The 12,355-nt window shown below is 66.4% G+C and carries 12 protein-coding genes; all 12 read left to right on the top strand.

Annotated elements, in window-relative coordinates; translation table 11 throughout:
• Positions 1-341: tyrosine-type recombinase/integrase (locus L995_RS22485; protein ID WP_047473780.1), on the top strand; the 341-nt coding region annotated here is incomplete at its 5' end.
• 134 nt (positions 342-475) lie between these two features.
• Positions 476-1,585: a CobW family GTP-binding protein gene (locus tag L995_RS22490; RefSeq protein ID WP_047473781.1), complete on the top strand. Its 1,110-nt coding sequence runs from the start codon at positions 476-478 to the stop codon at positions 1,583-1,585.
• Between the two features lie 530 nt (positions 1,586-2,115).
• Positions 2,116-2,610: an RNA polymerase-binding protein DksA gene (gene dksA / locus L995_RS34915; protein ID WP_016448042.1), complete on the top strand. Its 495-nt coding sequence runs from the start codon at positions 2,116-2,118 to the stop codon at positions 2,608-2,610.
• A gap of 45 nt (positions 2,611-2,655) precedes the next feature.
• Positions 2,656-4,440: an STAS domain-containing protein gene (locus L995_RS22505; protein ID WP_016453128.1), complete on the top strand. Its 1,785-nt coding sequence runs from the start codon at positions 2,656-2,658 to the stop codon at positions 4,438-4,440.
• Between the two features lie 69 nt (positions 4,441-4,509).
• Positions 4,510-5,055, top strand: a complete 546-nt coding sequence (hslV, locus tag L995_RS22510) for an ATP-dependent protease subunit HslV (protein ID WP_016448040.1) — start codon at positions 4,510-4,512, stop codon at positions 5,053-5,055.
• Positions 5,056-5,160: 105 nt separating this feature from the next.
• Positions 5,161-6,480, top strand: a complete 1,320-nt coding sequence (gene hslU / locus L995_RS22515; RefSeq protein ID WP_197065177.1) for an ATP-dependent protease ATPase subunit HslU — start codon at positions 5,161-5,163, stop codon at positions 6,478-6,480.
• 370 nt (positions 6,481-6,850) lie between these two features.
• A complete protein-coding gene (gene mraZ / locus L995_RS22520) occupies positions 6,851-7,279 on the top strand; it encodes a division/cell wall cluster transcriptional repressor MraZ (RefSeq protein ID WP_026062826.1) in 429 nt (142 codons plus the stop codon).
• A 15-nt stretch (positions 7,280-7,294) separates the two neighbouring features.
• A complete protein-coding gene (rsmH, locus tag L995_RS22525) occupies positions 7,295-8,224 on the top strand; it encodes a 16S rRNA (cytosine(1402)-N(4))-methyltransferase RsmH (RefSeq protein WP_016448037.1) in 930 nt (309 codons plus the stop codon).
• A 37-nt stretch (positions 8,225-8,261) separates the two neighbouring features.
• Positions 8,262-8,546, top strand: a complete 285-nt coding sequence (gene ftsL, locus L995_RS22530) for a cell division protein FtsL (RefSeq protein WP_012203393.1) — start codon at positions 8,262-8,264, stop codon at positions 8,544-8,546.
• Positions 8,543-10,291, top strand: coding sequence for a peptidoglycan D,D-transpeptidase FtsI family protein (locus tag L995_RS22535; RefSeq protein WP_013804112.1), 1,749 nt, complete (start codon positions 8,543-8,545; stop codon positions 10,289-10,291). The genes ftsL and L995_RS22535 overlap by 4 nt, the downstream gene beginning before the upstream one ends.
• Complete coding sequence (locus tag L995_RS22540) at positions 10,288-11,817, top strand: UDP-N-acetylmuramoyl-L-alanyl-D-glutamate--2,6-diaminopimelate ligase (protein ID WP_016453129.1); 1,530 nt, start codon at positions 10,288-10,290, stop codon at positions 11,815-11,817. Before L995_RS22535 ends, L995_RS22540 begins: the two co-directional genes overlap by 4 nt.
• On the top strand, positions 11,814-12,355 hold a 542-nt coding region (locus tag L995_RS22545), incomplete at its 3' end, for a Mur ligase family protein (RefSeq protein WP_047473783.1). The genes L995_RS22540 and L995_RS22545, both read left to right, overlap by 4 nt.

The raw sequence follows: 12,355 nt of genomic DNA on the forward strand, positions 1-12,355 counted from the left end.
CCCTTTTCATCGGCCGGCGCGGCGAGCGCCTGGGCGCGCAGTCGGTCTGGGCGCGGCTGCGCCAGCGCGGGCAGCAGGCCGGCCTTTCGGCCGGTGTCCATCCCCATGTGCTGCGGCATTCGTTCGCCAGCCACATGCTGCAGTCCAGTGGCGATTTGCGCGCCGTGCAGGAGCTGCTGGGCCACGCCAGCATCTCGACCACGCAGATTTACACGCGCCTGGATTTCCAGCATCTGGCCCAGGCCTACGAGAGCGCCCACCCGCGCGCGCGCCGCAAGAGCGGCGACAGCAGGCAAGTCGGCGAAATCGGCGAAACCCCTGAAAAGGACAACCTCGAATAAAAAAGGCCAAGCCCTCTGGCAAAACAGCACTTGACAGGCTCGCTAAACTTATTCGGAACGTCTTTTCGACAAGGCCCGTCCATGGTGGACGGGCCTTGCCGCTTCCCTTTGCTGAATTTTCTGAAAGCAATCCCATGGCACTGATTCCCGTCACCATCCTTACCGGCTTCCTGGGCTCGGGCAAGACCACGCTGCTCAAGCGCGTGCTCAGCGAGTCCCACGGCATGAAGATCGCCGTGATCGAGAACGAGTTCGGCGAGGAAAACATCGACACCGACATTCTCAAGACGGAGTCCAAAGAGCAGATCCTGCAGATGAGCAACGGCTGCATCTGCTGCACCATCCGCGAAGACCTGCGCGAGACCCTGCAGCTGCTGGCCTCCAAGCGCCGCAAGGGCCTGGTGGAGTTCGACCGCATCGTGATCGAGACCACGGGCCTGGCCGATCCCGGTCCCGTCGCCCAGACCTTCTTCATGGACGACGAGATCGCCGAGACCTATCTCATCGACTCCATCCTGACCCTGGTCGACGCCAAGCACGCCAACCAGCAGCTGGACGACCGCCAGGAAGCGCGCCGCCAGGTCGGCTTTGCCGACCAGCTCTTCCTGTCCAAGACCGACCTGGTCAGCGAGGACGAGAAGAACGCGCTCATCCACCGCCTCAAGCACATGAATCCGCGCGCGCCCATCCGCGCCGTGCATTTCGGCGAAGTGCCCCTGAACGAAGTCTTCGACCTGCGTGGCTTCAACCTCAATGCCAAGCTGGACATCGATCCCGACTTCCTCAAGGAAGACGACCACGGCCATGATCACAAGCACGAGCATGGCGAGCACTGCAGCCATGACCACGAGCATGACGAGAACTGCGGGCACGACCACGCCCACAGCCACGCCCATGATCACGAGCACGGCGAACACTGCAATCATCCTCACCACCATCACCACGATGACGACGTCAAGAGCTTCGTCTACCGTGCCGACCGCGCGTTCGACCCTGCCCGCCTGGAGGACTTCCTGGGCGCCATCGTCAACATCTATGGCCCGCGCATGCTGCGCTACAAGGGCGTGCTGAACATGCAGGGCACGGAGCGCAAGGTCATCTTCCAGGGGGTGCACCAGCTCATGGGCAGCGACCTGGGACCGCAATGGGCCGAAGACGAAAAGCGCCAGAGCAAGATGGTCTTCATCGGCATCGACCTGCCCCAGGACATCTTCCTGCAGGGCCTGGAGCAGTGCCTGGTCTGAGCCGTCTGTGAACTTTTGTGAGGAATCACATGGTTTTTGCTGACATCTGATTGACGCAGGAGCCGCCCGCATCTGCAGGCGGTTCCTCTGCTTTCATGTGGGGTATGTGCAACGGCTTGCGCTCCTGTAGAGCATCGATACAATCGCGCCCCTGAAGAGAGCCCCCAAGCCCAATGGACTGCCCCGCAGGGGTCGCCCATACCGTGAGGAGACAGCAAGTGAGCGCCGAATCCAGCAAGAAGCCGTCAGTGGCCGCCCAGGCCCCGGCTGCAAGCCAGAAGGCCGCGGTCCGCACTGCGGTCGGCGTCGTCGACCTGGCCTCCCGCGCCGGCTGGAAAAGGGCTCTTTGCACGCACGGCCGCCGCACGGCCTGGATTGCCGCACCCCGCCGCAAGGGGAAGCCGGCAGGTTCCGCAACTGCGGCGATCGGCTGTCCTACATGGCATTCGACTCGGGCGCCTCGATTGACAGTACCATCCATGGCCCCGTCCGATGCCCCCGGCTCGGACTAAGTTAGCGAAACCAACACTATGCCTACCACTACGCAAACGCCTTCGTCGGGATCGACGAAACGAGACCCCAAGCTGGCCAATGCCTGGAAGACCAAGTCGGCGGAGGAGCTGACGGATGCCGAAGTGCTGGCCATGTCCGATGACGACTACATGAATGAGAAGCAGATGGCGTTTTTCCGCCTGAAGCTGCTCACTCTCAAGCACGACATGCACACCAACGCGGGCGAGACGGCAGAAAACCTGCGCGAGGACACCGTGGTGGTTCCCGATCCGGCCGACCGCGCCACCATCGAGGAAGAGCACGCGCTGGAACTGCGCACCCGCGACCGCGAGCGCAAGCTGCTCAAGAAGATCGAGCAATCCATTGCACGCATCGACGCAGGCGACTACGGCTACTGCGACGAAACCGGCGAGCCCATCGGCGTGGGCCGCCTGCTGGCCCGTCCCACGGCCACGCTGTCGCTGGAGGCCCAGCAGCGACGCGAGCTCAAGCAGAAGATGTACGGAGATTGAGTTGCGGCAACGGCCTTCGGAACGGTGGTGCTAATCTGATTCGCCATGGCAAAAGAAGAGAGCAGCAAATCGGGAGGGTTGTTGTCCAAGGTGGTGCGCTTTGTGCGCCACCCGACGGTCAATTGGTCCGATCTCGACGGCCTCGACGCTGACCAGGAGAGCCAGTACAGCAAGCAGGCGCTCAAGGAAATGATCGAGCGCAAGCGCCGCAACGACTTCGTACGCAAGCGGGAATTCGACCAGCTGCGCCGCCTGCGCCAGGCCGAATTGCAACAGGCCTCCCGGCCGGGCAGCGCATCTGTCGGTGTCGGCGTGCCCGGACCGGCTGCGCAGGGCTCGCAATTCCTCAGCAGCCTGCTGAGTTCCAAATCCTCCGGCGAGCGCGCCGTCACGCTCAAGAAGATCGACGAGATCGAGGCCCAGATGTCCCAGCAATGGTGGCGGGGCAAGCAGGCGGCCGATGCCACCACCATTCCCATGGCGCTGCCCGCTGGCGGCAACCCCGCGCCGGCGTCGTTTCGCAAGCAGCCGCCGCCGGGCCAGATCCCCATGCTCAGCGACGTGGTGCCTGCGGCCATCGCCTCGGCCGGCGATGTGGCGGCCTTTGCCACCACCTTGCCCATGAGCCTGGCACCTGCGCCGCAGGTGCCGTCCGTCTCCACGGCTCCCCTCATGGATTCCATGCCCATGGCCCGCCCCCTGCGGCCATTGGAGGGAGCGACCGATTTCCTGCCCGCCTTCGCGGCCACCGAGGTCTCTGCCCCGCAGCCCATGGACATGGTGCCGCCATCCTTCGTGGTGTTCGAGCACGATCCCGACCTCGAAGAGCCGGCCATCCTCTTTGCCAATGGCGACGTGGACGGCGCCGAGCAGGGCATGCTGGAGCTGATCGAGCGGCGCGATGTGCCTGCGCAGCTGCCGGTCTGGCTGGCCTTGCTGGACCTGTACCGCGCGGCCGATCGCCCGCTGCAGTTCGACAAGGCCGGCATTGAATTCGCGGCGCGCTTCGGCCGCTCCGCTCCCCAGTGGTTCGCGATGCCGCAGCAGCGCACCGCCGCGATGGCGCCCCTTCCCGGCGCAGCGGCAGGGCGCGGCTGGCGCTGGAGCGCTCCCGCCCAGGTCACGCCCAGCGCCGTCACGGCGCTGAAGGCCTCCCAGGCCAAGGCCGCCGGTCCCTGGACCCTGGACTGGGCTGCCGTGACCCACATCGACGAGGCGGCAGCCACCGCCTTGGAGGCGCTGCTTCAGCAATGGGCCGATTCCCAGGGCGTATTCGTGCTGCTCAACGCGGACCGGCTGCAGGCGCTGCTGGGCGCGCTGGCTCCCTCGGGCGACTCCGCTGTGGATACGCTGTGGTGGCGCCTGCGCATGGCCGTGCTGCGCCTGATGAACCGGCAGGATGATTTCGAGCTGGTGGCCCTGGACTACTGCGTGACCTACGAAGTCTCGCCACCTGCATGGGCGGACCCGGTCTGCCAGTGCCTGACGCAAGCCGTCGAGTCCGGCGGTGCACAAGCCCCTGTGCAGCCGGGCGCTGCCGCCCCGGCGGATACCGTGCGATTTGCGCTGTCCGGCACCATCGAAGGCGATGCCTCCACCTGGCTGGACCCGGTGCAGGAAGGCGCCAGCCTGGGCGAGCCGGTGTTCATCGACTGCACCCAGCTGGTGCGCATGGACTTTGCGGCGGCCGGCTCCGTGCTCAACTGGGCGGCCCACATGCAGTCGCTGGGCCATGTGCTGCAGTTCGGCCAGCTGCACCAGCTGGTGGCCGTATTCTTCAATGTGATCGGCATCCAGGAGCATGCGCAGGTAACGCCGAGACGGGACTGACCTGCCGAGCGGCGGCATTCTTTGGAGGGGCTCTTGAGAAGACGGGAGCCGCCCTCATCTGGCACCGCTATGGAACAGTATCACGGCACCACCATCATCAGCGTGCGCCGGCAGACCCCCGAAGGCGTGCAGGTCGCCATCGGTGGCGATGGCCAGGTCACATTGGGCAACATCGTCGTCAAGGGTACGGCGCGCAAGGTGCGCAAGCTCTACCACGGCAAGGTGCTGGCCGGCTTTGCCGGCGCCACGGCCGACGCCTTCACGCTGTTCGAGCGCTTCGAGGCCAAGCTGGAAAAGCACCAGGGCCATCTGACGCGCGCGGCCATCGAGCTGACCAAGGACTGGCGCACCGACCGCGTGCTGCGCCGGCTGGAGGCCATGCTGGCCGTGGCCGATGCATCGGCCTCGCTGATCATCACCGGCAACGGCGATGTGCTGGAGCCCGAGCAGGGCATCGTGGCCATCGGATCGGGTGGCGCCTACGCGCACTCGGCGGCCAAGGCGCTGCTGACCAACACCGAGCTGTCGGCGGAGGAGATCGTGCGCAAGTCGCTGGCGATTGCCGGCGAGCTGTGCATCTACACCAACATGCACCATACGGTCGAGACGCTCTGAGACCCTCGCGGCGCGGGCGGTTCTCGCCCGGCCATTGAAACGGATAGCCGCCAGCGGCCAGGTAACGGAAGCGGGGCTGGCGGCGCAATGCTTCGAATACACACCATGTCCTCTGCCATGACCCCCCAGGAGATCGTCTCCGAACTGGACCGCCACATCGTCGGCCAGGCTGGCGCCAAGCGCGCCGTGGCCATCGCGCTGCGCAACCGCTGGCGCCGCCAGAACGTGGCCGACGGCCTGCGCCAGGAGATCACGCCCAAGAACATCCTCATGATCGGCCCCACCGGCGTGGGCAAGACCGAGATCGCGCGACGCCTGGCGCGGCTGGCCGATGCGCCCTTCATCAAGGTCGAGGCCACCAAGTTCACCGAAGTGGGCTACGTGGGCAAGGACGTGGACGCCATCATCCGCGATCTGGCCGAGGTCGCCGTCAAGCAGACGCGCGAGGCCGACATGAAGAAGCTGCGCCTGCGCGCCGAAGACGCTGCAGAGGACCGCATCCTCGACGTGCTCGTGCCCCAGGCCCGCAGCGGCGAGGTGGCTGCCGACAGCACGGCCCGCCAGGTTTTCCGCAAGAAGCTGCGCGAAGGCCAACTCGACGACAAGGAAATCGATATCGACGTGGCCGACGCGCCGCCTCAGGTGCAGATCATGGGCCCGCAGGGCATGGAGGAGATGGCCGAGCAGCTGCGCGGCATGTTCAGCCACATGGGCCAGGAAAAGCGCAAGACGCGCAAGCTGCGCATTGCCGAGGCCATGAAGCTGCTGACCGACGAGGAAGCGGCCAAGCTCGTCAACGAGGAAGACGTGCGCACGCGCGCCATTGCCAATGCGGAGCAAAACGGCATCGTCTTCATCGACGAGATCGACAAGGTCGCCACGCGCCAGGAAAGCAGCGGCTCCGACATTTCGCGCCAGGGCGTGCAGCGCGACCTGCTGCCCCTGGTCGAGGGCACCAGCGTCTCCACCAAGTACGGCGTGGTCAAGACCGACCACATCCTGTTCATCGCCTCGGGCGCCTTCCACCTGTCCAAGCCCAGCGACCTCATCCCCGAGCTGCAGGGGCGCTTCCCGATCCGCGTGGAGCTGGAGTCGCTGTCGGTCCAGGACTTTGAGGCCATCCTCACCCAGACCCATGCCTCCCTGGTCAAGCAGTACCAGGCGCTGCTGGCCACCGAAGGCGTCACGCTGGAGTTCACGCCCGAAGGCATCACCCGGCTGGCCGGCATCGCCTTCGAGGTCAACGAGCGCACCGAGAACATCGGCGCGCGCCGCCTGTCCACCGTGCTCGAGCGGCTGCTGGACGAGGTCAGCTTCGATGCGGCCAAGCTTTCGGGGCAGACCGTCACCATCGACGCGGCCTACGTGGACCAGCGCCTGCAGTCCCTGAGCCAGGACGAAGACCTGTCTCGCTTCATCCTCTGAAGCCTGCCCCGGCGGCCGAGCGGCCGCCATCGAAGTGACTGCCCGCATTGCCGGGCAGTCACTTTTTGTAGGAGGCCGGCCCGAGTTGCACCCCGTCGCCAGCGAATTGAATCGTTGCAATTGCCTGCCGGGATTGAGAGTTCACTTGCAATCACTCCCCTAAGTGCTTGTAAAGTCTCGGTTTTTTGTCATCACTCACATTGCATTCGATCTCTAAGTTGTTGATTTCATTGCAAATAATTGTCCATTCCCGGGTTGTGAAACACCAAATTGCTGCTACAGTGCAAAAAAGTGCAATTAAGTGGTGAAAGTTGCCTTTGTGCCCCGATTTTCGGGACGCGATGGCTCCAACCGACCGGGGTGACTGACCGTGTTTCAAGGGGCGTCCTCGCTGAATCTCGATGGCAAGGGGCGGCTGTCTGTGCCGACCCGGCATCGTGACGCCCTCTTGGCCATGGCGCAGGGCCAGGTCACCCTCACCAAACACCCCCATGGTTGCCTGATGCTGTTCCCGCGCACGGAGTGGCTGCAGTTCCGCGAGCGGATCGCGCAGCTGCCCATGTCGGCGCAGTGGTGGAAGCGCATCTTCCTGGGCAACGCCATGGACGTGGACATGGATGCCACCGGCCGTGTGCTGGTGTCGCCCGAGTTGCGCGACGCCGTGGGTCTGACCAAGGAGGTCGTGCTGCTGGGAATGGGCAACCATTTCGAGCTGTGGGACAAGGCCACTTATGAGGCACATGAAGCGAAGGCCATGCAGGAAGAGATGCCTGCGGCCTTCCAGGATTTTGCTTTCTAGGAAAGAGGCGTTCTCTTGAATCAGCCGTTGCAACACATCACCGTTTTGCTCGACGAGGCCGTCGATGCGCTGCTGGACGGCGCCGCGCAGCCCGTTGCCGGGCAATGGGTGGACGCGACGTTCGGGCGAGGCGGGCATTCCCGGCGCATCCTCCAGCGGCTAGGGCCGGGCGGGACCTTGCTGGCGTTCGACAAGGACCCGGACGCGATCGAAGAGGCAGCGCGCATCACCGATGCGCGTTTTTCGATTCGGCACGAAGGGTTTCGCCACCTGGGCGAGTTGCCGGCCGGCAGCGTGCAGGGCGTGCTGATGGACCTGGGGGTGAGCTCTCCCCAGATCGACAACCCCGAGCGTGGCTTCAGCTTCCGCTTCGAGGGTCCGCTGGACATGCGCATGGACACCACGCGCGGTCAGAGCGTGGCGGACTGGCTGGCGGAAGCCGATGCCCAGCAGATTGCGGAGGTGATACGTGACTACGGCGAAGAACGGTTTGCTGGCCCCATTGCAAAGGCGATTGTTGCTCGGCGCGAAAGCCAGGGGCCCCTTCGCAATACCGCGGAGCTTGCCGAGCTCGTGGCTGGCGCGGTCCGGACCCGCGAGGCTGGGCAGAACCCAGCGACACGCACATTCCAGGCTCTTCGGATTTTCATCAATGCCGAGCTTGAAGAACTCGAACAGGCGCTAGAGGCCAGCCTGCGCGTGCTCGCGCCGGGCGGGCGCCTGGTGGTGATCAGCTTCCACTCGCTGGAAGACCGCATCGTCAAGCAGTTCATTGCCAGGCATTCCAAGGAAGTCTATGACCGGCGCGCACCCTTTGCCGCGCCCACACCCATGCGCCTTGAAGCCCTGGGCCGCATCAAGCCCAGCGAGGCCGAGGTCGCCGCCAATGCGCGTTCGCGCTCGGCCGTGATGCGCGTGGCCCGCCGCACCGAGGTGCCTGCATGAAGCGCACGCACCGTCTGGCGCAAGAGGAGGGCGTGGCATGCTGCGCCTGAACCTCGTGCTGCTGCTGGCGGTGATGGCCAGCGCCATCTTCCTGGTGCACAACCAGTACGAGTCGCGCCGGCTGTTCACCGAACTGGACCGCGCCGTGGCCGAATCGCGCCGCCTGGCCACCGAGCAGCAGCGCCTGCAGGTGGAAAAGCGCGCCCAGGCCACGCCGCAGCGCATCGAGGTCATGGCGCGCGAGCGCCTGCAGATGAAGCCGGCCACGCCGGCCATCGCCCAGTACGTCAATGACGATGCGCGCACGGGAGTGGCTCCATGACGCGCAGCGTGCTCTACACCTCCAGCCCCTTGCTGGCGTCCAAGACACCCCTGTGGCGCAGCAAGATGATCGTGGCCATGCTGGGCCTGGGCTTTGTCGGCCTGGGTGCACGCGCGGCCTATGTGCAGGTGTTCGGCAACGACTTCTTCCAGCGCCAGGGCCAGGTGCGCTTTGCGCGCACGTTGGAGCTGCCGGCCAACCGCGGCCGCCTGCTGGACCGCAATGGACTGATCCTGGCCTCCAGCGTTCCCGCCGCCAGCATCTGGGCCATTCCCGAAGATGTCGAGCAGGACGACCCCGAGGTCAAGGCCAAGCTCAAGCAGCTGGCCGCGCTCATGGAGATGCCGCTGCCCGCGCTGATGGAAAAGCTGGCCGACGAGGACAAGACCTTCGTCTGGATCAAGCGCCAGCTCGACTGGGACGTGGGCCAGCAGATCCATGCCCTCAACATCAAGGGCATCTACCAGCGCAAGGAATACAAGCGCCAGTACCCGGAAGGCGAATCGGCTGCCCACATCGTGGGCTTCACCAATGTGGAAGACCATGGCCAGGAAGGCATGGAGCTGGCCTTCGACAAGGAGCTGGGTGGCAAGCCCGGCTCGCGCCGCGTGATCAAGGACCGCCTGGGCCGCGTGGTCGAGGGCGTGGGCGAGGAAGTGCCGCCTCAGGACGGCCGCGACATCCAGCTGTCCGTGGACAGCAAGGTCCAGTACTTCGCCTACCAGAAGCTCAAGGAGCAGGTCATCGCGCACAAGGCCAAGGCGGGCAGCGTGGTGGTCATGGATGCGCACACCGGCGAATTGCTGGCCCTGGCCAACTACCCCAGCTACGTGCCCGACAAGCGCAAGAACCTGACGGGCGAGCAGCTGCGCAACCGCGCCATCACCGACACCTTCGAGCCCGGCTCGACCATGAAGCCCATCACCATCGGCCTGGCGCTGGAGTCGGGCCGCTTCAAGCCGGAAACGCCCATCGACACCACGCCGGGCCGCGTCAACGTCACGGGCTCGACGATTTCCGACACCCACAACTACGGCCTGCTCACCGTGGCCGGCGTGATCCAGAAGTCCAGCAACGTGGGCACGACCAAGATCGCGCTGCAGATGCCGGCCAAGGAAATGTGGGAAACCTTCTCGGCCGTGGGCTTCGGCCAGAAGCCGCAGATCTCCTTTCCCGGCGCCGCCAGCGGTCGCCTGCGTCCCTACAAGACCTGGAGGCCGGTGGAGCAGGCCACCATGGGCTATGGCTACGGCCTGTCCGCCAGCCTGCTGCAGATGACGCGCAGCTACACCGTCTTTGCCAACGGCGGGCGCGTGATCCCGGCCACCATGGTCAAGACCGACGAGCCGCCCGTGGGCGTGCCCGTGTTCTCTCCGCGCACGGCCAACGAGGTGCGCAAGATGCTGGCCCTGGCGGCCGGCCCCGGCGGCACGGGCCAGCGCGCCCAGACCATCGGCTACTCGGTGGGCGGCAAGTCGGGCACGGCCCGCAAGCAGCAGGGCAAGGGCTATGCCGCCGGCAAGTACCGCGCCTGGTTCACGGGCATGGCGCCCATCGAGAACCCGCGCATCATCGTCGCCGTGATGGTGGACGAGCCCAGTGCCGGCACCATCTACGGCGGCACCGTGGCGGCACCCGTGTTCAGCGAAGTGGTGCAGCAGACGCTGCGCCTGATGGGCGTGCAGCCCGATATGGAAGTCAAGCCCTTGATCGTCGCCAATCCCGTGGAGGAGCCCTCGCTATGAGTTCCTCCCAAGCCCTGCTGATGCTGTCGTCGGCCACCGAGGCTGTCCAATGGCTGGCCGCCCGCCTGCAAGGCAGCGGCACGCTGCAGACCGACAGCCGCAAGGTCCGGCCCGGCGATGCCTTCATTGCCTGGCCCGGCGCGGCCACCGATGGCCGCGCCCATGTGGCCTCGGCCCTGGAGCGCGGCGCCGTGGCCTGCCTGGTCGAAGCGCAGGGCGTCGAGCCCTTCGGTTTTTCCGGCGAGCACATTGCGGCCTTGCCCGGCCTCAAGGCCGCCACGGGCCTGATCGCCGACCAGTGGTTCCAGCATCCCAGCGCCCGGATCGACGTGCTGGCCGTCACCGGCACCAACGGAAAGACCACCACGGCCTGGTGGCTGGCGCATGCGCTGGCCCAGGTGAAGCTGCAGGAACGCAGCGGCTGCGCCCTGGTGGGCACGCTGGGCGTGGGCATCCCGCCCGCCCTGGAATCCACGGGCATGACCACGCCCGACCCGGTGCGGCTGCAGCGCGCATTCCGCGAGTACGCCGATGCGGGCCTGGCGGCCTGCGCCATCGAGGCCTCGTCCATCGGCATCGTCGAGCACCGGCTGGACGGCACGCGCATCCGCGTGGCGATGTTCACCAATTTCACGCAGGACCATCTCGACTACCACGGCAGCATGCAGGCCTACTGGGATGCCAAGGCCGCGCTGTTCGACTGGCCCGGCCTGCAGGCCGCCGTCGTCAATGTGGACGACGCGCACGGCGCGCGCCTGTGGGCCACGCTGCAGTCGCGCCCATCCTCTGCCGCGCTCGATGTCTGGAGCATTTCCATCGAGGGCGCGGCGCGCCTGCAGGCCAAGGACATCGCGCTGGGCGCCGAGGGCCTGAGCTTCACCGTGATCGAGGCCGGCCACAGCCTGCGCATGCACACGCGCATGGTGGGCCAGTACAACGTATCCAACCTGCTGGGTGTGCTGGCAGCGCTGCGCTGCCTGGGCCTGAGCCTGGACCAGGCCGTCGCTGCCTGCGCCCACCTGGAGCCCGTGCCCGGCCGCATGCAGCAGATCGTCCAGCCCGGCCAGCCGCTGGTGGCCGTGGACTACGCCCACACGCCTGACGCGCTGGACAAGGCCCTGCGCGCCTTGCGCCCGGCCGCCGAGCAGCGCCAGGGCCGGCTGTGGTGCGTGTTCGGCTGCGGTGGAGACCGCGATGCCACCAAGCGGCCGCTCATGGGGCAGGCCGCCCAGAAGAATGCCGACTGCGTGCTGGTCACCAGCGACAACCCGCGCAGCGAAGTGCCCGACCGCATCATCGACCAGATCCTGGCCGGCATGCAGCCGGGCGAGAACCTGCAGTCCCAGGCCGATCGCGCGGCGGCCATCGCCCAGGCGATCGCGCACGCCAGCGAACGCGACGTGGTGCTGATCGCCGGCAAGGGACATGAGGACTACCAGGAGACGGCAGGCCAGCGCCATCCGTTCTCCGACATGGCCGAGGCGCGCAAGGCGCTGGCGGCCCGTGAAGGAAAGAAGCGGTCATGATGACCTTGCAACAAGCGCTGGAGCTGATCCAGTCGCATATCCCCCAGGCACGGCTGGTCGGCAACGGCCAGACCGTGCTCACGCGCGTGCACACCGACACTCGCACGCTGCAGGCCGGGGATATGTTCGTCGCCTTGAAGGGCGAGCGTTTCGATGCCAACCAGTTCCTGGTCCAGGCCCGCGAGGCCGGTGCCGCCGCAGCCCTGGCCCATGGCGGCCTGGAGGCTGCAGGCCTGTCCGGCATCGAAGTGCCCGATTCGCTGGCCGCCCTGGGCGCGCTGGCCACGGCCTGGCGCGCGCGCTTTGCGCTGCCGCTGATCGCCGTCACCGGCAGCAACGGCAAGACCACGGTCACGCAGATGGTGGCCTCCATCCTGCGTGCCCATGCGGGCGAGGCGGCGCTGGCCACGCGCGGCAACTTCAACAACTCCATCGGCCTGCCGCTGAGCCTGATGCGCATGACCGGCCAGCACCGCGTGGCCGTGCTGGAGATGGGCATGAACCATCCCGGCGAGATTGCCGAGCTGGCCGCCATCGG

Origin of the sequence: Delftia sp. ZNC0008, assembly GCF_000799035.1 — a bacterium.
Taxonomy (GTDB): domain Bacteria; phylum Pseudomonadota; class Gammaproteobacteria; order Burkholderiales; family Burkholderiaceae_C; genus Comamonas; species Comamonas tsuruhatensis.